The sequence below is a fragment of the Pseudomonas sp. NUPR-002 genome, assembly GCF_056322725.1.
This window is the reverse complement of record NZ_CM150476.1, coordinates 3,978,449-3,997,781: the sequence shown is the minus strand read 5'-3', so window position 1 is coordinate 3,997,781 and position 19,333 is coordinate 3,978,449. Positions and strand designations below refer to the sequence as shown.

At 62.4% G+C, this 19,333-nt stretch carries 18 protein-coding genes; 4 read left to right on the top strand and 14 right to left on the bottom strand.

The features are described 5' to 3' along the window. Positions 1–16: 16 nt before the first annotated feature. From ACVWSC_RS18135 to ACVWSC_RS18125, 3 genes are all read right to left on the bottom strand, one after another. Positions 17–574, bottom strand: coding sequence for a helix-turn-helix domain-containing protein (locus ACVWSC_RS18135; RefSeq protein ID WP_442108359.1), 558 nt, complete (start codon positions 572–574; stop codon positions 17–19). Between the two features lie 12 nt (positions 575–586). After that, the gene (locus ACVWSC_RS18130; protein ID WP_442108357.1) at positions 587–1,876 is read right to left on the bottom strand and encodes an NAD(P)/FAD-dependent oxidoreductase; all 1,290 of its coding nucleotides are present in this window, start codon (positions 1,874–1,876) and stop codon (positions 587–589) included. Positions 1,877–2,117: 241 nt separating this feature from the next. Then, positions 2,118–2,582: a multidrug/biocide efflux PACE transporter gene (locus tag ACVWSC_RS18125; RefSeq protein WP_442108355.1), complete on the bottom strand. Its 465-nt coding sequence runs from the start codon at positions 2,580–2,582 to the stop codon at positions 2,118–2,120. Between the two features lie 93 nt (positions 2,583–2,675). On the opposite strand from ACVWSC_RS18125, the gene ACVWSC_RS18120 reads away from it, so the two are divergent. After that, complete coding sequence (locus ACVWSC_RS18120) at positions 2,676–3,527, top strand: LysR family transcriptional regulator (RefSeq protein WP_442108353.1); 852 nt, start codon at positions 2,676–2,678, stop codon at positions 3,525–3,527. A gap of 19 nt (positions 3,528–3,546) precedes the next feature. Here the strand turns inward: ACVWSC_RS18120 and ACVWSC_RS18115 are convergent, their stop codons facing one another. Beyond that, a complete protein-coding gene (locus ACVWSC_RS18115) occupies positions 3,547–4,716 on the bottom strand; it encodes an amidohydrolase family protein (protein WP_442108351.1) in 1,170 nt (389 codons plus the stop codon). Between the two features lie 102 nt (positions 4,717–4,818). Then, positions 4,819–5,508: a GntR family transcriptional regulator gene (locus ACVWSC_RS18110; RefSeq protein ID WP_442108349.1), complete on the bottom strand. Its 690-nt coding sequence runs from the start codon at positions 5,506–5,508 to the stop codon at positions 4,819–4,821. A gap of 493 nt (positions 5,509–6,001) precedes the next feature. Here ACVWSC_RS18110 and ACVWSC_RS18105 point away from each other — a divergent pair, with 493 nt between their 5' ends. Continuing rightward, positions 6,002–7,531: an NCS1 family nucleobase:cation symporter-1 gene (locus tag ACVWSC_RS18105; RefSeq protein ID WP_442108347.1), complete on the top strand. Its 1,530-nt coding sequence runs from the start codon at positions 6,002–6,004 to the stop codon at positions 7,529–7,531. 24 nt (positions 7,532–7,555) lie between these two features. Next, the gene (locus ACVWSC_RS18100) at positions 7,556–8,284 is read left to right on the top strand and encodes an aspartate/glutamate racemase family protein (protein ID WP_442108345.1); all 729 of its coding nucleotides are present in this window, start codon (positions 7,556–7,558) and stop codon (positions 8,282–8,284) included. An 83-nt stretch (positions 8,285–8,367) separates the two neighbouring features. On the opposite strand, the gene ACVWSC_RS18095 is transcribed toward ACVWSC_RS18100, so the two are convergent. Genes ACVWSC_RS18095 through ACVWSC_RS18070 form a run of 6 tightly spaced genes read right to left on the bottom strand, consistent with a single transcriptional unit; the run spans position 8,368 to position 13,818 of the window. After that, positions 8,368–9,252, bottom strand: coding sequence for a ChaN family lipoprotein (locus tag ACVWSC_RS18095; RefSeq protein ID WP_442108343.1), 885 nt, complete (start codon positions 9,250–9,252; stop codon positions 8,368–8,370). Between the two features lie 54 nt (positions 9,253–9,306). Next, positions 9,307–10,074, bottom strand: coding sequence for a heme ABC transporter ATP-binding protein (locus ACVWSC_RS18090; RefSeq protein ID WP_442108341.1), 768 nt, complete (start codon positions 10,072–10,074; stop codon positions 9,307–9,309). Continuing rightward, the gene (locus tag ACVWSC_RS18085; RefSeq protein ID WP_442108339.1) at positions 10,074–11,111 is read right to left on the bottom strand and encodes a FecCD family ABC transporter permease; all 1,038 of its coding nucleotides are present in this window, start codon (positions 11,109–11,111) and stop codon (positions 10,074–10,076) included. Before ACVWSC_RS18085 ends, ACVWSC_RS18090 begins: the two co-directional genes overlap by 1 nt. Continuing rightward, a complete protein-coding gene (locus ACVWSC_RS18080; RefSeq protein ID WP_442108337.1) occupies positions 11,108–11,995 on the bottom strand; it encodes a heme/hemin ABC transporter substrate-binding protein in 888 nt (295 codons plus the stop codon). Before ACVWSC_RS18080 ends, ACVWSC_RS18085 begins: the two co-directional genes overlap by 4 nt. Before the next feature lie 12 nt (positions 11,996–12,007). Continuing rightward, positions 12,008–13,078 carry a hemin-degrading factor gene (locus ACVWSC_RS18075; RefSeq protein ID WP_442108335.1) on the bottom strand — a complete coding sequence of 357 codons (1,071 nt, stop codon included), beginning with the start codon at positions 13,076–13,078 and terminating at the stop codon, positions 12,008–12,010. Positions 13,079–13,095: 17 nt separating this feature from the next. Next, on the bottom strand, positions 13,096–13,818 hold the full coding sequence (locus tag ACVWSC_RS18070; RefSeq protein WP_442108333.1) for an energy transducer TonB: 723 nt from the start codon (positions 13,816–13,818) through the stop codon (positions 13,096–13,098). A 213-nt stretch (positions 13,819–14,031) separates the two neighbouring features. On the opposite strand from ACVWSC_RS18070, the gene ACVWSC_RS18065 reads away from it, so the two are divergent. Next, complete coding sequence (locus tag ACVWSC_RS18065; protein ID WP_442108331.1) at positions 14,032–16,260, top strand: TonB-dependent hemoglobin/transferrin/lactoferrin family receptor; 2,229 nt, start codon at positions 14,032–14,034, stop codon at positions 16,258–16,260. 81 nt (positions 16,261–16,341) lie between these two features. Here the strand turns inward: ACVWSC_RS18065 and ACVWSC_RS18060 are convergent, their stop codons facing one another. The 3 genes from ACVWSC_RS18060 to ACVWSC_RS18050 all read right to left on the bottom strand — a co-directional run bounded on the left by ACVWSC_RS18060 (position 16,342) and on the right by ACVWSC_RS18050 (position 19,204). Continuing rightward, positions 16,342–16,593: a hypothetical protein gene (locus ACVWSC_RS18060; protein WP_177494555.1), complete on the bottom strand. Its 252-nt coding sequence runs from the start codon at positions 16,591–16,593 to the stop codon at positions 16,342–16,344. Positions 16,594–17,156: 563 nt separating this feature from the next. After that, on the bottom strand, positions 17,157–18,497 hold the full coding sequence (locus ACVWSC_RS18055; RefSeq protein WP_442108328.1) for a sensor histidine kinase: 1,341 nt from the start codon (positions 18,495–18,497) through the stop codon (positions 17,157–17,159). Then, on the bottom strand, positions 18,494–19,204 hold the full coding sequence (locus ACVWSC_RS18050; protein ID WP_442108326.1) for a response regulator: 711 nt from the start codon (positions 19,202–19,204) through the stop codon (positions 18,494–18,496). The genes ACVWSC_RS18055 and ACVWSC_RS18050 overlap by 4 nt, the downstream gene beginning before the upstream one ends. Positions 19,205–19,333 lie beyond the last annotated feature (129 nt).

Below are 19,333 nucleotides of genomic sequence, written 5' to 3'. Positions count from 1 at the left end.
AGTCCTGCAGCGTTATTCAACGGAATACCCAGAGCACCCGTGTCGGCTGCTCAGTGAGGTTGGCGTAGCGAAACTGACTGTGTGGCGGAAGTTGGAAGCTGTCGTTGGGGCCGAGGGTGACTGGCTCCGGGCTGTCATCGAGCCACAGGCTCAGTTGCCCTTCGAGAACAAAGCCGCCTTGTTCGGAGCTGTCGTTCAAGTGGCCTTCGCCGCTGGTGGCGCCGGGGGCCAGATGGCTTTCGAGCATGGAGAAACTACCGGTGAGCTTCGGCGAGACCAGCACGTCGGTGATGCCACCGGCGTAGTACAGGGTGCGCCGTTCACCCGGGCGGGTGACCCAGTCCACTTCCCGTGGTTTGCTCAGGTTGTAGAAGTAGGTGGTAGGCACATCCAGGGTTTCACTGATGGCGGTCAGGTCTGCCACCGTGGGGCGCGACAGACCTCGCTCGACCTGGGACAGGAAACCAACCGAGCGGTCGATGCGCTGGGCCAGTTCACCGAGGGTCAGGTTGCGGTGTTTGCGCAAGTCACGGATCAGGATCGCCAACCCTTCGATTTCGTCCTGCATGTCCATAGAGTGGTCCTCTTAAATATTGTCGCGCAGGCGGTACCAGGCTTTGGCTGCCGCTTCCAAGGGGGCGGCGAGCAGGTCGCCGCCGGGGAAGCGGCCGTTGTCGATGGCCTGGTACAACGCCAGCAAATCACTGTTGCCGAGAATGGCATCGCTGACGGCACGGGCGGCGGCCAGGGTCGGCAGTACGCCATGCCCGGAAAAGCCCTGCAACCAGTAGCGCTGGCCTGTGCTGCCGATGTCGGGGGTGCGGCGCAGGCTGCAGTCCAGATGGCCACCCCAGGCATGTTCAATGGCCACACCGCGCAGTTGCGGAAAGGCACGTTCCAGCACCGGGCGGGTAGCCGCTGCGACATCGTCGGGAATGCCGCCCAGGTAGGTGCAGCCGCCGCCGAACAGCAGGCGATGATCCGGGGTCAGGCGGAAGTAGTCGGGTACGAATTGGTTGTCGATCACGCAGCTGTTGCGTGGCAGCAGCGAGCGGGCCAGGGCTGGGTCCAGCGGTGCGGTCGCGACCTGGTAGGAGCCCACCGGCAAAAGGCGCCGCGCCAGCTGGCGGTCGAGCTTGTCGATGTAGGCGTTGCAGGCCAGCACCAGCACGTCGCTGCGCACTTCGCCGTGTTCGGTGCGGGCGATAAAGCCGTTAGCTGTTTCGCGGTAGTCGAGTACGCGGCTCTGTTCATACAGCCGTCCGCCCGCTTCTTCGATGCTGGCGGCCAGGCCTTGGGCCAGTTTCAGCGGATTGAGGTGCGCACCTTCCGGGTCGTAGAGCGCGGCCTGGTAGCGTGGGCTGCCGATCCATTCGGGCATGGCCTCGCGTTCGATCAGTTGCAGCGTGTGGTAACCCCATTTTTCGCTGGCTTCACGTTGTGCTTCGCGCAGCAATTCGACCCGGCGGGGCAGCACGGCGGCCCACAGGCTGCCGGGGCGGTAGTCGACGTCAAATCCATGGCGATCGGGCAGGGCGCGCATTTCGCTGGCGGCCCAGCACATGCTGTCCCACAGACGTTTCGCCCGTTCCAGGCCCAGGGCCTTCTCCAGCGGTGGCATGTCACACGACCAGCCCAACAGCGCCTGCCCGCCATTGCGCCCGGAGGCCGCCCAGGCCACACGACTGGCCTCCAGCAACGTGACCCGCTTGCCCGCCAGCGCCAGGCGCAAGGCGGTGTGCAAACCACTGAAACCGGCGCCGATGATCAGCACCTCGGTATCCAGGCGCTCATGCAGGGTAGGGCGCAAGGCAATGCTACTGGGGTAGGTGCGGGCGTAGTAGCTGGCGACATGCTGGGCGGATTGCTTGAACATGGCGGAGTCTCGTGAATTTTTATTGGTATATTTTCATGAAAAACTACCAGATAAATTTCACGAGTCCAACCCCCTTTTAAATGGCTCCGCTGGCTTCTGCATCTGGCCGTGCCGGTGGGAGCGGGCTTGCCCCGCGATTTGCTATATCGCGCCAGATCGCGGGGCAAGCCCGCTCCCACCGGTAGGGCCGGATGCAGGCAAAGCCAATCCTGCCCCGGAAATCCGTGAAGAACCTTTGAAGTTAACGACGCAGCGCTTGTTGCACCTCCAGGCGTTCGCTGCGGGCATTGATCAGGCGTTGGCGCAGCAGGTCGTAGCCCCAGTTGTAGGCCATGGTGTAGGGCAGCATGAAGACGAAGAAGCCGATCTCCAGCATGAACGCCTGCACCAGCGACAGGTTGAGCATCAGTGCCGCAATCGGCACGCCGATCACCACAAAGCCGGTTTCGAAACCAGCGGCGTGCAGGGCCCGTACCTTGACGTTGCGCTGCACCCGGTCAGCCGGCCAGAGCCGGTCAAACCCGGCGTTGTAGAGCATGTTCCAGAGCATGGCCACGGTCGACAGCACCACGGCCAGGGTGCCGACTTCCAGCATCGAACGATTGAGCAGCCAGGCGCCGATCGGCGCGCAGATCAGTACGGCAATGGCCTCGAAGCCTACGGCGTGGACGATACGCTCGCCGAAGGATTTGTTGGAAACACGCATGACATCACCTGAACGGTTGGTTTCGATGGAGCGATTGTCATCGCTTTTTCGCTTATGTTAAAAATAGGTTCCATCGATAAAAGCGATACATCCATGCGCTATTCCCCCGAAGCTCTGCATGCCTTTGTCGAAGCCGTGGCCCTCGGTTCTTTCTCGGCAGCGGCGCGCAAACTGCGTAAAAGCCAATCGACCATCAGCGCCGCCATTGCCAACCTTGAGGCCGACCTGGGCGTTAGTCTGTTCGACCGTCAGGCCCGTCATCCGCAGCTGACCGAAGCTGGGCGCAAGGTGCTGGGGCACGTGCAGGAAATCCTCGCGGCCAGCGAACGGCTTGATGAGCTGAGCATTCGTCTGGCCGATAAGGTCGAGCCGCGGCTGACCATCGTTCTGTCCGACATGTACCAGCTCACCCCGGATGATCAGCTGATGCGTCAGTTCGAGCAGCGCTACCAGGACATTGAGCTGGAATGCATGATTGCTGAGGGTGGTGATGTGTTGAGCCTGCTGCAGAGTGGGCGGGCGCATCTGGGCTTGCTGGCTGCGCAGGCGAATTACCCGCCGGACATCGCCGTGCGCAGAATGGCGAAGCAGGCCCAGATGGGGGTTTTTGTCGCGGCCGGGCATCCGCTGGCGGCGCTATCACAGCCGACCCAGGCACACTTGGCGGGTCATCGTCAGCTGTACCTCAATACCTATGCCGACAGTGAAAACAGGCCGCAGGGGCGGGTGTGGTCAGCGCCGGATTACCTGTTGCTGCTGGAAATGGCCGAGCAAGGCTTTGGGTGGGCCGAACTGCCCCACGGCCTGGTGCAGCAGTACGGTCATGGCCAGTTGGTGGAGCTGACCTTGCCGGGTTGGCCGCGACCGATTGCGGTCGATGCGGCCTGGTCGCGGCTGACACCGCCGGGGCCGGCGGGTTTGTGGTTGTTGGACGGCCTAGTGTAGGCGCGGCGGTACGGCGGCCTTAGCGGGTGCTATCAAATTCACCGCGGCGCACGATACGCCGCTCGGCGGGCACTGCAGCCACCGCCGCCGCTGCATTCGGCGCCTTGATGACGATGAAGGTCGCTTCATTGCCCAGCGCAAGGCCATAGTCACGCTTGCCCATGACCGCCGCACCTGCCGTAGTGGCCATCGCCAAGGCCAGGTTCAGGTCCTCGTCGCTGTAGAAGCCTGAGCGGTAGCCGATCAGCATCGCACGCTGGAGCATGTCGGCATTGCCATACGGCCACCAGGCGTCGCGAATGTTGTCGTTACCGGCGAACACATTCACACCGGCCGCGCGCAAGCGCAGGATCGGCGGGAAGGGGTGATCGCCGGGGGCGTTGGTGAGGATCGATACCCCGGCCTCGGCAAGGGTGGCGGCAATCCGCTCAAGCACGTCTTCAGGCACCTGGCCCAGGGCATAGGCATGGCTGACACTCACGCGCCCTTGCAGGCCGGCGGCGCAGGTGCGTGCGGCGATGCGTTGCAGTTGCTCGACGCCCTGCAGGCCGGGCTCGTGCAGGTGAATATCGACTTTCACGCCGTGGCGCTCGGCAATGCCGAATACCACATCCAGCTGACCGTCGGCATCACCATCGAGGGTGGTCGGGTCGATGCCGCCGATGACCTCGGCGCCATCGATAATGGCGGCTTCCAGCACATCGGCGGTGCCCGGGCACGACATCACCCCTGCCTGGGGGAAGGCCACCAGCTCAATGTCGACGATGCCGCGCCATTTCTCCCGCGCTTCCATCACCGCGTGCAGGTTGCTCAAGCCGGTGGTGGCATCGACATCGACATGGCTGCGCATGGCCACGGTGCCGAACGAAGCGGCCTGACGGATCAGTGCGTCGGCACGCTCAACGATGGCGGGTGCCTGGGCCAGTTCGCGTTTTTCGATGGCCAGACGCTCACGCAGGCTGCCTGCTGGTTGGTGCGGGTGCCAGCGATCGCCGACAAAGCTTTTGTCCAGGTGGATATGACCGTCAACGAAACCTGGTACCAGCAGCTGCCCGCCCAGGTCGATGCACTGCACACCGGCGATGGCCGCGACGTCGCTACCCAGGCGCACGATACGGCCATCGGCGACGGCTACAGACAGCGGGCTGCCGTCGGCAGCAACGGCATTCACAAACACACGATCAATCATTTCACGACCTCTTGGACAAGGCCGCACACCCTATAAAAGTCGCCGGGAATCGGCCAATTAAATATCGGGATCGATAGCAGTGAGTTTGTGAATGCCCACGGTTCAGCCGCCAATCAGGTGTTTAAGCGGATGGTAGTCAGCCTTGAGGTTGTGAGTGGCCTTGAGGATCGCTTCTTCGATACCGCTCAGGTGCGTGCACACCAGTTCGATGGCGGCGGCCTGATCACCGGCCTCGAGGAATTCGATCAAGCGCAGGTGCTCGTTGCCACGGCAGGCTTCATGGCGTTCGTCGTCGAGGGTCGAGGCGTACAGAGAGCCGCGTTCGATCAGTTTGCGGAACCAGTCGAGCAGTACCGGGTTGTCCAGCACTTCGGCCAGGCGCAGGTGAAACTCACCCAGCAAGTGGACATAGCGGCCATGGTCACCGGCATCGGCTGCGGCTTCTTCTTGCGCAACGTGCAGGCGCAGCGGGTGCAACAGGCTGTTGTCGGCGCGGCGGCACAGTTCGGTGACGATACCGATTTCGATCAGGCGCCGGGTTTCGAACACCGAGCGGATGTCTTCATCGCTGGGCAGCGATACCCAGGCGCCCTTGTTCAGCTCGGTGGACACCAGGCCATCGCCTTCCAGTTGTTTGAGTGCGGCACGCACCGAGGTGCGGCTGACCTTGAACAGCTCCGCGAGCGATGACTCGCCCAGTTTCATGCCGGGGCGCAGGGTGCGCTTTCTGATGGCCTCATGGACCCCCTGGTAGACGCGTTCTACGGTCGATGCGGGGAGTTTTTCCGTCATTGCCAGCTCCGATGTTCCTTGACCGCACAAGCATGCCGTAAATAAGCGATTACGGGTAGGAGCGGGCTTGCCCCGCGATAGCGGTGTGTCAGTCACATCACATCGCGGGGCAAGCCCGCTCCTACCGGAGGTGGGTGTGGGTTGTGTACATTCGCGACGCTTTATTGTGTTCATGTTACCGGGCGTTGTTACTTTCATGCCCAAACACAGTGTTTGGTTCGCTGACCATTTGGTCAGATTAAACGGTTCAAGTTTGCACGATGTTGAAAATTTAAATCGTTATAAATCAGTTCGATAGCCATACACGCGGCGTGTGGCGATCCTACATTTCGTGCCGCTTTGGCACACATATTGTTCCTCGAAAATCGTAATACAAAGATTGCATACAATTTTTGTATTCCACGGCGTCCAGGCGCCGACAGCGGTCCCAACTCTCAAGTCCAACAATAATGTGTTGCAGCACCACAGGCGCTGCAGCAAGAGCCCGGGGAACATGCAATTGGATACTTCCAAACCTCTGGATACCGCGTACCTGTCTCCCGACTCTGCCGCGTCTGCGCAGTTGTCGGGGCATCCCAGTCTGAGCCCGAAACTGCACAATGCCGACCTTGCACCGACCAAGGCCGCAGGTCGGCGTTGGGGCGGGTACAGCATCTTCGCCTTGTGGACCAACGATGTGCACAACATCGCCAACTATTCCTTCGCCATGGGCCTGTTCGCGCTCGGTCTGTCGGGCTGGCAGATGCTTGCAGCGCTAGCGGTCGGTGCGGTGCTGGTGTACTTCTTCATGAACCTGTCGGGCTATATGGGGCAGAAAACCGGGGTGCCGTTCCCGGTGATCAGCCGCATGAGTTTCGGTATCTACGGTGCGCAGCTGCCAGCGATCATTCGTGCCGTGATCGCGATTGCCTGGTTCGGTATCCAGACCTACCTCGCCTCGGTGGTGCTGCGGGTGTTGCTGGTGGCGATCTGGCCGAGTCTGGCCAGCTACGACCACAACGCCATCCTCGGGCTTTCCAGCCTGGGCTGGGCCAGTTTCGTCGCCATCTGGTTTGTGCAGTTGGTGATCCTCACCTTCGGCATGGAGATGGTGCGTAAGTACGAATCCTTTGCCGGCCCGGTGATTCTCTCCACCGTGCTGGTGCTGGCGGTGTGGATGTACCTGCGGGTCGATGGCAACCTGGCCTGGTCGGTGGGTGAGCCGTTGACCGGCGTGAAGATGTGGACCCAGGTGTTTGCCGGCGGCGCGTTGTGGCTGGCCATTTATGGCACGCTGATTCTCAACTTCTGCGATTTCGCCCGCTCTTCGCCGTGCCGCAAAACCATCCGCGTCGGCAACTTCTGGGGCCTGCCGGTGAACATCCTGGTGTTCGCGGTGATCAGCTTTGTCCTGTCCGGGGCGCAGTTCAGCATCGATGGCACGGTGATCGACAGCCCGACCCAGATCATTGCCGCGATTCCCGACAAAACCTTCCTGGTCCTCGGTTGCCTGGCATTTCTGATCGTTACCGTGGCGGTGAACATCATGGCCAACTTCGTCGCCCCGGCCTTCGTGCTCTCCAGCCTGGCGCCGAGCCGCCTGAACTTCCGCCGTGCCGGCCTGATCAGTGCCACCCTGGCGGTGTTGATCCTGCCGTGGAACCTCTACAACAGCCCGCTGGTGATCGTCTACTTCCTCTCCGGCCTGGGCGCGCTGCTCGGCCCGCTGTACGGGATCATCATGGTCGACTACTGGTTGATCCGCAAAGCCCAGGTGCATGTCCCAGACCTCTACAGCGAGGCGGCCAGCGGTACCTATCACTACACCCGTGGGGTCAACTACAAGGCCATTGCAGCCCTGGTGCCTTCGGCGATTGCCGCGGTGATGCTGGCCCTGGTGCCGGCGTTCAGCGACCTGACACCGTTCTCCTGGCTGTTCGGTGCGGCGATTGCCGGCGGCGTGTACTACCTGATTTCCGATAGTAAAAAACACTATGTGGACTGTTCCGGCGAGCACTTTGCCGTCGACAGCGCCCAGCACTGAGCGTCACGCACAAGGAACTGACTCATGAAAATACTGGTAGTCAACGTCAACACCACCGAGTCGATCACCGAGGCGATTGCCCGCCAGGCGCGCAGCGTTGCCTCGCCGGGCACCGAGATCGTCGGTTTGACCCCGCGCTTTGGTGCCGAGTCGGTAGAGGGCAACTTCGAGAGTTACCTGGCGGCCATTGCCGTCATGGAGCGGGTACTGAGCTACGACCAGCCGTACGATGCGGTGATTCAGGCCGGTTACGGCGAGCATGGCCGTGAAGGCTTGCAGGAACTGCTCAACGTGCCGGTGGTAGACATCACCGAAGCCGCTGCCAGCGTTGCCATGTTGCTGGGCCATCGCTATTCGGTGGTGACCACCCTGGATCGTACGGTGCCGCTGATTGAAGATCGCCTCAAGCTGGCCGGGTTGGAGAGTCGCTGTGCCTCGGTACGCGCCAGTGGCCTGGCGGTGCTGGAGCTGGAAGAAGATCCCGAGCGCGCCATTGAAGCGGTGGTGGGGCAGGCCGAGCACGCGGTGCTGCATGACAAGGCCGAAGTGATCTGCCTGGGCTGTGGCGGTATGGTCGGGCTGGATGAGCGCATTCAGGCGCGAACTGGAGTGCCAGTGGTTGATGGCGTTACGGCTGCAGTTGCGTTGGCCGAGTCGCTGGTGCGCCTGAAGTTGAGCACCTCGAAAGTGCGCACCTATGCAGCGCCGCGGCCCAAGCAGGTACTGGGCTGGCCGCGGGCCTTGTTGGGTTGATCCGGTGGTAGGAGCGGGCTTGTCCCGCGATTACGATGTGGCTGATACATCGCAATCGCGGGGCAAGCCCGCTCCCACAGGATTCAGCGGCGCAGTTTGGCGCAGTGGTCTTGTGCCGGTTGTGCCGCGGTGTACCACACATAGTCAGCACTTTCGGCGCTTACGGTTTTACCTACTTCGGCCAGAATCAACACCTGGCTGCCTTCGCCAGCACCCAGATCGCTCAAGTGCAACGGCACGCCCAGATCCTTGCGCACATGGAAGGCTCCAGCCAGCAACACGGCAGGGGTTGGAGCGGCCAGCAGGCTTTCGGCCATGCGCCGATCACGCTGCTGTTGCACCGCCAGCATGGCTGGCATTTGAGCTTCGGGCAGCAAGCCACAATGCGATTCGCGGATATCGTCGAGCAAGGTTGCCTGCACCACTGGGCGGGTCGAGGCACTGCCTTCAAGCACCGGGCGCTGCTTGTAGATCTGCATGATTTGCGCACGGTTGAGGTTGGCCGAAAGCAGCGGGTAAGGCTGGTGCAGGGCATAGGTCACGATCGCGCCGTACAGCCCCCAGTCCCAGTTGGCCTGCCAGGCCAGGGCCTGGAATGCGTCGCTGGGTGGATTGCCTGCACGGGTGGCCGCTTGCGCCGCATCGACCTTGGCTTGCTGGTCCGGGTTGAGCATTTCCAGCAGCAGGCTGCCTTGCGGGCGTTGGCTGGCCAGCTCGCGCAACAGCCACAGCTGTATCGCATGATGATCGGGGTTGTCGTGCTGCTCACCGACCAGCACGCGCGGCGCCTTGGCCAGGCGATCGATCAGTTGTTGTGGGGTCAGGGTCTGGCCGGTAGCCAGTTCGCGGATCACGCCCAGCTCGGCATGTTCACGCCCTTCGGGCGCGATGGGCGCCGGGGGCGGCAGTACCGAGTGGGATTGGCAGGCCGCCAACAGGCTGACCAGGCAGAGCATCAGAAGGCGCATCGGAATTCCTTGCTAAGTAGTTGCCCCTCGATCACGGCGTGACGAGGGGGCGATTCAGCGGGCGATGATCAATGGGTGGCCGCGTTCCGGGTGCTGTTGAATCAGCACCTGCAGGCCATACACCGCTGCCAGCGCATCGGTGGTCAGCACCTCGGCCGGTGGGCCATAGGCGTGGGGCAGGCCGTCTTGCAGCAACAGCAGTTGATCGCAGTAACGCGCAGCGAGATTGAGGTCGTGGAGGATCACCATCACCGCCGCGCCTCGTTCAGCGAAGTCGCGCACCGCTTGCAAAATGGTGTGCTGGTGCAGCGGGTCGAGCATCGAGGTCGGTTCGTCGAGCAGCAGGGTTTGCCCATCGGCCCCCGGCCACAGCTGGGCCAAGACCCTGGCCAGGTGTACCCGTTGTCGCTCGCCGCCTGACAGTGCCAGGTAGCTGCGCTCGGCCAGGTGCAGGGCGTCGGCGGCCCTGAGTGCTTCGATGACGATTTCGGCGTCACGCACGCGGCCAGTGGCGTAGGGCAGGCGCCCCATGCCGACCACTTCATTGACCGAAAACGCGAAGTTCAGGCTTGAGCTTTGCGGCAGCACTGCCAGGCGCTTGGCGCGTTCCTGACCGGGCCAGTCGGCCAGTGCGCGCTTTTCAAGGCTGACCGTGCCTTCGCTGAGCGCCAGCTCACCGCACAACGCGGCGAGCAGGGTGCTCTTGCCCGCGCCGTTAGGCCCAAGCACGCCGAGCACTTCACCAGGGCGCAGTTGCACACTGACGTTGGCCAGTACGGTGCGTTGCCCGCGCCGTACCAGCAGGTTGTCTGCTTCGAGCATCAGGAGCGCCCTCGTACCAGCAAGAAGAGGAAGAACGGCGCACCAATCAATGCCGTGACGATACCGATCGGCAGTTCCGCTGGTGCCAGTAGCAAACGGGCGATCAGGTCGGCCAACAGCAGCAGACCGGCGCCAGCCAGTAACGAGGCGGGCAGCAGTACGCGATGGTCGGGGCCGACCAGCAGGCGCATCAGGTGTGGCACCACCAGGCCAATAAAGCCGATCAGGCCCGCCGCCGCGACTGCAGCGCCGACACCCAGGGCGGTACACACCACCAATTCCAGCTTGATGCGTTCGACATCGAAGCCCAGGTGGCGGGCTTCCGACTCGCCCAGCAGCAACGCATTCAGCGCTGTTGCGCGGCGCGGCAGCCACAAGGCGACGCCGACGCCAACAATCAGCAGCGGCCACAGGCGCTGGTAGCTGGCGCCATTGAGGCTGCCCAGGTTCCAGAAGGTCAGGGTGCGCAGGGTGGCGTCATCCGCCAGGTAGGTGAACAGGCCAACCCCGGCGCCAGCCATGGCGGTCATTGCCACACCGGCCAGAAGCATGGTGGCAACGTTGGTTTGCCCGTTGCGACGGCCGAAGCGATACACCACAGCTGTCACAATCAGGCCGCCGATGAAGGCGCAGGCCGACAGCACATAAGGCTCGATAGCCGGTGGCAAACCGCCCAGCATGCTGCCGCCAACGATGGCGATTGCCGCGCCCAGTGCCGCCCCGCCGGAAACACCGACCAGGCCTGGGTCAGCCAGGGGGTTGCGGAACAAGCCCTGCATCGCCACCCCGGATAACGCCAGCACTGCACCGACAGTGATCCCGAGCAAGGTCCGCGGCATGCGAATCTGCCCCAGGATCAGGTCGGCTTGCTGTGTGGCATCGCCATCCAGCGACAGGCCGAGCAGACGCAGCCCGGCCTTGAGCGTTTCACCCAGTGGCAGGCTGACTGGCCCGAGGGCCAGCGACAACCAGACGATCACTACCAGCAACAGCCCCAACGCAAGCAGCATTGGCCGCGGTCGGACAATTGCCGTCATTGGCCCGCCTCAGTACTCAGCGCCTTGGCGTTCGGGTAGAACGCTGCCGTCAAGGTCGACAGTGCTTGCGGAACCCGAGGCCCGAGGCCGCCCACCAGCAGGGTCGGATCGATCACCAGCACCCGGCCGTCACGACCGGCCTGGGTTTGCGCCAGCACCGGGTTCTGTTCAAGCAACGTGGCCCGGGCCGCATCGCCTTGCAAACGGCTGCTGGCGAAGATGATCACTTGCGGGTCGAGGGCCAGCATCGCTTCGCTGGACACCGGTTTATAGCCGATGTGATCGCCCAGAACCTTGCCGCCAGCCTGATCGATCATCCACGCGGCCAGGGTGTCCTTGCCAGCTACCTGCAGGTTGCCACCGGAGTGGCTGAGCAGCATCAGCACTCGGGGGGCCGGGTATTGCTGTTGCGCCTGCTTCACCGCTGCTGCCTGTTGTTGCAGGCGTTGCTTGTAGTCGTTGATCAGGGTCTGTGCTTGATCCTGCTTGCCCAACAATTGACCCAAAGCCGTCAGGTTGTGTTGCAGCGCCGGTACTTCGGCTTTGGCCGACAGCAATTCAATACGCACACCGGCGGCCTTGAGTTGTTCCAGTACCGGTGGCGGTCCCATTTCATTGCTGCCGACGAGGATGTCCGGGCGCAGGGCGAGAATGCCCTCGGCCGCCAGCTGGCGCTGGTAGCCGATGCTGGGCAGCTTATGCAATGAGCTCGGGTGCTGGCTGGTGCTGTCGACGCCAATCAGCTTGCTCTCGCCCCCCAGGGCGACCACCCATTCGCTGAACGCACCACCGGCACTGACCCAGCGCTGGGGCAGGGCGTCGCTGGCGCTGGCCAGCTGGCTGAACAGCACGCCAGCGCAGGCCAGGAGAATTTTCTTACGCATCTAGGAGTTTCCTCAGGCGGTCATCGGAGTCGCGGACTCGGCCAGTGCACGCCAGTCGTCACGCTCTGGCACGCCCGGTTTGCGTACACCGAACAATTGGATGACCAGCTCGCCGTCGGCATCGAAGCCCTCGTAGCTGGTGACGATACCATCGACGCTCGGCTTGCGTACACGCCACAGCTCGGTGATCCCGGTGGTCTTCAAGTGCAGATTGAACGCCGGGTCCAGCACGTTGAACCAGGTGTCCATCCAGCGCAGGTTGCTGACCGGGCCTGAGTGAATCTGAATGCAGTGTTTGTTACCGACGAAGACCATGATCGGCACTTCGCGTTTGCCGGCTTCTTCAATCAGGTTGGTCAGCTCGACCGTGGCCAGCGGCTCGGCCCACTGCGGACCGGCCAGGCGCAGGGCCTGGGTGCGCGCGACGTCGTTGCGCTTGAGCAGGGCGAAGAAATCGTGGGTGTCCTGAAGCTCTGACCACTGGGTGCGCAGGGTCTGGGCATCGACCTCGGCGTCGGCGCGAGGGGCCTTGGCGACTGGCAGCGGTTGCAGGTCGAGCTCGGCGCTTTGTTCCTCTGCACGGAAGCGTTCAACCAGCGGTGCCCAGGCGGACTCTTCGCTGGTGGCGGTGAGGAACACCTTGTGCACTGCAGTGCCCTGGCGGTCGAAGACCTGGATGCTGCGCTGCGGGCCCCGCGCGGTACTTTCGTCGACGGCGAACACGCTGGCCCAGCCGCTGAGGAACAGGCGCAGGTCGATGTCGGGCGACAGCACCATGCCCATCTGGCCGCTGCCCATGATGGTCACTTCGTGATAGACGCCTTTGCGTTCATGCACGCAGTGCTCGTTGCGGGTCAGCGCCATGATGTAGCCCAGCTCGCCGAGTGCCGGCAGCAGGGTCGCCCATTCAGGACGCAGGCGCACGGTATCGACACCCAGGCGGCTGGCGGTCAGTTCGGCTTCGCTGACGCCGAGCTTGGCGGCGGCGTCGCGGGCGCGCAGGCCGGAGTGTTCAGCGCGCAGTTGTTGCCACTGCTGGTACAGCGCAGGGCCAGTGGTCAGGGCGCGAGTGGGGGCAGTCATGGTGAACTCCTTCAGGGTCATCGGTTCGCCGTCAGGGCGAATTCTATTGGTATTTCAACGCGGCTGGGCACGGCCCGGCCGTCGACTATTTCCGGACGAAAACGCCACGTGGTCACGGCATCGAGTGCCGCTTGATCGAGACTGGCCACGCCCGAGGAACGCACCAGGGTCAGCTTCAGTTGCTTGCCGCGCTCATCCAGGCACACCTCGACCCGAACAATTCCCTGCTGGTTGCGCCGGCGTGCCTGCGACGGGTAGCGGGGCGGCGGTGGCGGGCTGATAAAACTGGGGCGCAGGCTGAGCACTGGTGTGGACGGCGCCGCAACAGGTACCGGTGCACTGGCGATACGTGCCGGTGTCGGTGGTGTTGGGCTGGGGCGAGCTGTATCGGCAGCAGCGGCGGTTTGAGTTGGGCGCGGTTCGCTGCGCGGCGATGGTGCTGCTTTGGCGATTGCAGGTGCGGGTTTGACCGGCACGGCCTTGGCCACTGCAGGGGTAGGCTTGATGGGCGTAGCCACCTTGGGTGGCTGGACGGGTGCTTGCGCCGGTCGCGGCGTTGGTTGTGGGCGGGCAGGGGCAGCAGGCACGGCTTGTGCGGCAGGCGCCAGGCTCACCAACTGAATGGCCATCGGTGCCTGCATTGCCAGCGGTTCGGGCTCTGCCTGTAGCGCGTGCAGCAGCCAGCCCGCGCTGGCATGCAGCGCGACGGACAGTAGCAGGTAGCCCCAAGGTTGCTTCATGCACGCTCAGTTTTTATTAATTAAGAATGCATATGGTAATAATTTGCATTTGTAAGTCAAGCTGGTTATTGTCGCCGCCGCTGCCATTGAGAATCGTTTACAGCAACACCCTTCACAGAAAGGGGTCATTGCTCAATTCACAACAAAATCCAACACATCCCCGTCAGCCCTGGCGCGTGTCGCAGCGGGCCTGACCATCAGGAGTTAAGTTAGATGTCGATCCGCCCGCCATTTCCCCAGCGTTCCTGGCTTGCCTTGCTGCTGCTTTCGCCATCGCTGGCCCTGGCTGCCGAGCCCGTCACCCAGTTCGATACCGTCAGCGTCACGGCAACGCGCACCGAGCAAACGCTGCTGCAGGTGCCGAGCACGGTGTCGGTCCACAACGAACGTGAAATCGATCAGCACAACGACAAAGACCTCAAGGACCTGGTGCGCTACGAGCCGGGTGTTTCGGTCAGTGGTACAGGCAGCCGCTTCGGTCTTTCCGGTGCCAACATCCGCGGTATCGATGGCAACCGCGTGCTGACCCAGGTCGATGGCGTGCGGGTTCCGCAAAGCAACTTCTTCAGCCCGTTCCAGGACGTGCGCAGCAACTACGTTGACCTCGACACCATCAAGCAGGTCGAGATTATTCGTGGCCCGGCCTCTTCGCTGTACGGCAGCGATGCGATTGGCGGTGCGGTCAGCTTCCTGACCAAGGACGCGGCGGATTACCTCGAAGAGGGTGATGACACCTACGCCCGTTTCAAAACCGGCTATGACGGCAGCGATGACAGTTGGCAGCGCAGCGCTACCTTCGCTGGCCGCACTGGCACGGTTGACGGTTTGTTGCACCTGGGCCGTCGTGACGGTCAGTCCACCGATACCTGGGGTGGCAATGGCGGCGTCGGCAGTTCGCGTGAAGAAGCCAACCCGCTCGACTACACCACCGAAAACCTGCTGGCCAAGCTGGGCTGGGATTACGCCGACGGTGACCGCCTGCAGTTCACCTACGAGCGCTATCAAGACGACGCCAACAGCAACCTGCTCAGCGACATCACCTCACGTGCAACCTTCACCAGCCCGGCGATTCTCGGCTCGCAAGCCAAGGACAGCATCGACCGTGACCGCTACAGCCTTGAGCACACGCTGAGCCTGGACAGCTTGCTGGCCGACCAGGTGAAGTGGCAGCTCAATTATCAAGAGAGCAACAATAACCAGAAAACCCTGCAGCAGCGCCAGACCGCTACCGGGGTCAACCGTATTCGTTCCCGCGACTCGCAGTACGATGAGCGTCTGTGGAGCCTGAACACCCAGGCGGACAAACAGTTCGCGGTCGGTGATACCCGTCACCACATGATCTACGGTGCTGAAGTCAAACGCATCGAGGCCAGCAACCTGCGTAAAGGCAGTGAAGTGCGTCTGGACACCGGTGCAACCGTGCCGGCCACCGAGAACTTCCCGGTCAGCGACTTCCCGGATCCGACCAGCGAATCCCTGGGCTTGTTCGTGCAGGACAGCATCGAGATCGGCCGCTGGACCTTGCTGCCGGGCCTGCGTTACGACTACTACCGTCAGACCCCGCACGTCACCGATGAATTCCTCAACGGCCTGCCAGCCGAGACCGACCCGTCGCGGATCACCGACGATCACTTCTCGCCCAAGTTTGCCGTCACCTATCAGCTGACCGAGCATGAAAGTGTCTACGGGCAGTACGCCGCCGGCTTCCGTGCACCGAGCCCGGTGAACATGTACGGTGAGTTCAGCAACCCGCAGTTCGGCTATCAGCAAATCGGTAACCCGGACCTGAAGCCGGAAACCAGCAACAGCTTCGAGGTCGGTCTGCGTGGTCGCTACGACCTCGGCAGCTTTGGTGTCGCGCTGTTCTACAACAAGTACAAAGACTTCATCTCTACCGAAACCGTGCCTGATCCAAACGGCACCGGCCTGTTGACCTTCCAGCCACTCAACGTCAACAAAGTCACCATCCGTGGTGCCGAGGCTAAAGGTGACATCAAACTCGATGCCTTCCTGCCGACCGGTACTCGCGCCCTGGGTTCGATTGCCTATGCCCGTGGCAAGGATGAAGAGACCGGACAGGCGCTCAACAGCGTCGACCCGCTGAAGGCTGTGCTCGGCCTGGGCTACGATGCTCCGAGTGGTGTCTATGGTGGACAGTTGACCTGGACCCTGGTGCAAGCCAAGGACCGTGTTGACCACACCGGCGATGCCGACTTGCTGATCGACCGCCAGTTTGAAACCCCTGGCTATGGCGTACTCGACCTCAATGCCTGGTGGCAGGTTACCGATCAGGTGGCGATCAACGGCGGCTTGTTCAACCTCACCGACAAGAAGTACTGGAACTGGGGTGACGTGCAAGGCCGCGATGAGAACGCGGCAGGTCTGGACCGCCTGACCCAGCCTGGGCGCTACGCGGCCGTCAACGTCATCTGGGAGATCTGATACGGGTGGGAGCGGGCTTGCCTCGCGAGGCGATGTGACAGATAAATCGCAATCGCGGGGCAAGCCCGCTCCTACCGATGATCAATCATCATCGTCGTCGTCATCATCCCGGTCGCGACGGCGGTCGTTGTCGTAGTAACGATAACGGTCGTCGTCGCGATAGCGTTTGTTGTATTGGCGATGATCGCGATCATCGCGGTCGTCATCCCAATCACGGGAGTAGCGGTGGTCGCGGTCCCAGCGATGATCGTCGCGGTCGTAGTCGTGGTAGTAGCAGCCGGATGTGGCCAGAATCGTGGTGATCACGGCGAATCGGGTCAGATGTTTCAGCACTGTGGTTCCTTGATCCGCACAGCGGTTGGGAGGGTACTGCTCAGACCATCCGTTCGGTTTTTGGTTTCCTCGTGGAATTTCGGAGCAAGCCCTACCGGTAGGAGCGGGCTTGTCCCGCGATCTGGCGCGATACAGCAAATCGCGGGGCAAGCCCGCTCCCACCGTGACAAGCCCTCCAGTCACCTACACTCGGCCTCGTGAAGTCGCTAAGTTACGGTTGTGGGGGCTTGTCGCTTTGCTTTTGCTTTGCGCGCGCGTTATCGCGGTCCTCGCGGGAGCAATGCCGGAGCGAAGGAACCCGGAGCGAAGCGTAGGGCCGGATGCAGGAGCGAGCGGTTTGCCTACTTTTCCAAGAAAAAGTAGGCCGCCGTAAGGGCGGAAGGGGCCAGTGGTGCCACCACAGCTATTGGATAAGCTCGCAGCCCCCAAAGCCAATCCTGCCCCGGAAATCCGTGAAAAACCAAAAAAAAGGCTCACACAAGGTGAGCCAAAGTCGACGTTCTGAAGGGAAGAAACCCTAATCTAAGGGCCTGCCGTTAAGTGGACGTTAACGCTGCAGACAATCATTCATTGCCCCGCGGCAGTTCGATACAGGCCAACAAACCACCACCCGGCGCGTTGCGCAGGGTCAACTCGCCACCTTGTTCGCGGACCGCCGTGCGCGCCGATGGCAAGCCCAGGCCGACGCCACCGGTGTCGCGATTGCGTGAACTTTCCAGGCGGAAAAACGGTACAAACACATCGTCCAGCGCAGCCTGTGGAATGCCCGGGCCGCGATCGCGTATCTCGATGAACAGGCTGTGGCTATTGCTGCTCAGGCGAATCGTCGGTGGCTGGGCATATTTGACCGCGTTGTCGATCAGGTTTGTTACCGCGCGTTTCAACCCCAGTGGCCGACCGAGATACACCAGATTCGCCGGGCCTTCGAAGTCCACTGCAATCTGCTGATCGCGGTAATCGTCGACCAGGGTGTGCAGCAGTTCAGCCAGGTCGAACGGCGTGGTGGTTTCCAGGCGGGTTTCGTCGCGGAAGAAGCTCAACGCGGCATTGATCATGCTCTGCATTTCATCGACATCACGGAACAACTTGCGCTGTTGCTCGGCGTCTTCAATGAATTCGCCACGCAGGCGCATGCGCGTCAACGGCGCGCGCAGGTCGTGGGAAATGGCCGCAAGCATTTGCGTGCGTTCAGCAATGAAGTGCTGGATCTGTGCCTGCATGGTGTTGAAGGCGGTGATCGCCTGGCGCAGTTCATGGGGGCCTTCCAGGGCGATGGGCGGCGCGCGCAGGTCGCTGCCGAATCGCCGTGCAGCGCGGGCGAAACGCTGCAGGGGGCCGGCCAGCTGGCGCGTGCCGACCCAGGCGACCAACAGCGCGGCGACCAAGGCCAACAGGCCAATGATGGCTATGCGCATACCCGTGCTCAGGCCCCAGCTGCGGTAGGGCGGGGTGAACGCCAACCAGCTGTGGTCGGCCAGTTGCATGACCAGTTTGTAGTGGGCGTCGGGGTCGTCTGCTGGCCAATTGCTGGGCTGGTAGGCTTCAAGCCGCAGCGGCATAGTGGCAAGTTGCTGCGACAGCGTGGGCACCGATTGCGGGTCAATCAGGTCGCCGGGGCCGGGCAAGCCGAAGGCATCACGCTGCGCGCTCCATTGCACATGCAGGATGGGGGTGCTCGCCGCTTCGGCCAGTTGCGCACGTTGGCTGACGGGCGCGGCCTCCAGCACCCGCGTGGAGACGGCAATCTGTTCGAGCAGCCCGGTCTTGGCCAGCGGTGGTTGGGCCCAGACGCCGGCCAACTGTACGAACAGGATGTTCAGCGCCACTGAAATCAGCATGGCGGCGATGATGGTCAAGGCAATGCGGCGGCTGATGCTGTCGTGGTGCAGGCCCAGGCGAATCATGTGCGGCTGACCTTGGCGTCGAACAGATAGCCGCCGTTACGCACCGTGCGAATCAGCGCCGGGCGCTTGCTGTCGGGTTCGATCTTGCGACGCAGGCGGCTGACCTGCACGTCGATGCTGCGGTCGTAAGCCTCGTGGCCCTGTCCGCGGGCCAGATCGATCAACTGCTCGCGGGTGAGGATGCGCTGCGGATGTTCGAGAAACACCAGCAGCAAATCGAACTCACCGGCCGACAACGGCACCATCACCCCTTGTGGCGTGCGCAGTTCGCGGCGGGTGACATCCAGCTGCCAGTCGTCAAAGCGGATCACCGGCCGGGTTTCTTCGCTCAGCGGGCGCAATTGCTCGCCGGCGCGGCGCTGCACGGCACGCAAGCGGGCCAGCAGTTCGCGGGCATCGAAGGGTTTGCCCAGGTAGTCATCGGCGCCCAGTTCCAGGCCGACAATGCGGTCGCTCAGCTCGTCCATGGCCGTGAGCATGATGATCGGGATGCCGGTGCTGACGCGCAGCTTCTGGCACAGGTTCAGGCCGCTCTCACCGGGCAGCATCAAGTCGAGAATGATGGTGTCAGGGCGCTGTTGTTCGATAGCCGCCCACATGGCCGTGCCATTGGCAGCCAGGTCGACTTCGTAGCCATGCATGACAAAGAACTTCTTCAGCAGGGCGCAAATTTCCACATCGTCATCGACGATCAGCAGTCTGCTCACGTTCAGGTCCAGTGGGGCGTAAAAAGTGTGTATCTAAAACCATTCTGCGGCGTTGGTCATATATTTCAATCACGCAATAAAACTGCAGCGGCGAAACAAAACAGACATCTGCCAGCAAAGGCCTTGGGT

Bases quoted from the DNA above. Each gene is read 5' to 3' on its own strand.
- ACVWSC_RS18065 (WP_442108331.1), top strand. From the start codon at position 14,032: ATGTCGATCCGCCCGCCATTTCCCCAGCGTTCCTGGCTTGCCTTGCTG.
- ACVWSC_RS18105 (WP_442108347.1), top strand. From the start codon at position 6,002: ATGCAATTGGATACTTCCAAACCTCTGGATACCGCGTACCTGTCTCCC.
- ACVWSC_RS18075 (WP_442108335.1), bottom strand. From the start codon at position 13,078: ATGACTGCCCCCACTCGCGCCCTGACCACTGGCCCTGCGCTGTACCAG.
- ACVWSC_RS18130 (WP_442108357.1), bottom strand. From the start codon at position 1,876: ATGTTCAAGCAATCCGCCCAGCATGTCGCCAGCTACTACGCCCGCACC.
- ACVWSC_RS18135 (WP_442108359.1), bottom strand. From the start codon at position 574: ATGGACATGCAGGACGAAATCGAAGGGTTGGCGATCCTGATCCGTGAC.
- ACVWSC_RS18055 (WP_442108328.1), bottom strand. From the start codon at position 18,497: ATGATTCGCCTGGGCCTGCACCACGACAGCATCAGCCGCCGCATTGCC.
- ACVWSC_RS18090 (WP_442108341.1), bottom strand. From the start codon at position 10,074: ATGCTCGAAGCAGACAACCTGCTGGTACGGCGCGGGCAACGCACCGTA.
- ACVWSC_RS18125 (WP_442108355.1), bottom strand. From the start codon at position 2,582: ATGCGTGTTTCCAACAAATCCTTCGGCGAGCGTATCGTCCACGCCGTA.
- ACVWSC_RS18085 (WP_442108339.1), bottom strand. From the start codon at position 11,111: ATGACGGCAATTGTCCGACCGCGGCCAATGCTGCTTGCGTTGGGGCTG.
- ACVWSC_RS18070 (WP_442108333.1), bottom strand. From the start codon at position 13,818: ATGAAGCAACCTTGGGGCTACCTGCTACTGTCCGTCGCGCTGCATGCC.
- ACVWSC_RS18080 (WP_442108337.1), bottom strand. From the start codon at position 11,995: ATGCGTAAGAAAATTCTCCTGGCCTGCGCTGGCGTGCTGTTCAGCCAG.
- ACVWSC_RS18115 (WP_442108351.1), bottom strand. From the start codon at position 4,716: ATGATTGATCGTGTGTTTGTGAATGCCGTTGCTGCCGACGGCAGCCCG.
- ACVWSC_RS18120 (WP_442108353.1), top strand. From the start codon at position 2,676: ATGCGCTATTCCCCCGAAGCTCTGCATGCCTTTGTCGAAGCCGTGGCC.
- ACVWSC_RS18110 (WP_442108349.1), bottom strand. From the start codon at position 5,508: ATGACGGAAAAACTCCCCGCATCGACCGTAGAACGCGTCTACCAGGGG.
- ACVWSC_RS18095 (WP_442108343.1), bottom strand. From the start codon at position 9,252: ATGCGCCTTCTGATGCTCTGCCTGGTCAGCCTGTTGGCGGCCTGCCAA.
- ACVWSC_RS18100 (WP_442108345.1), top strand. From the start codon at position 7,556: ATGAAAATACTGGTAGTCAACGTCAACACCACCGAGTCGATCACCGAG.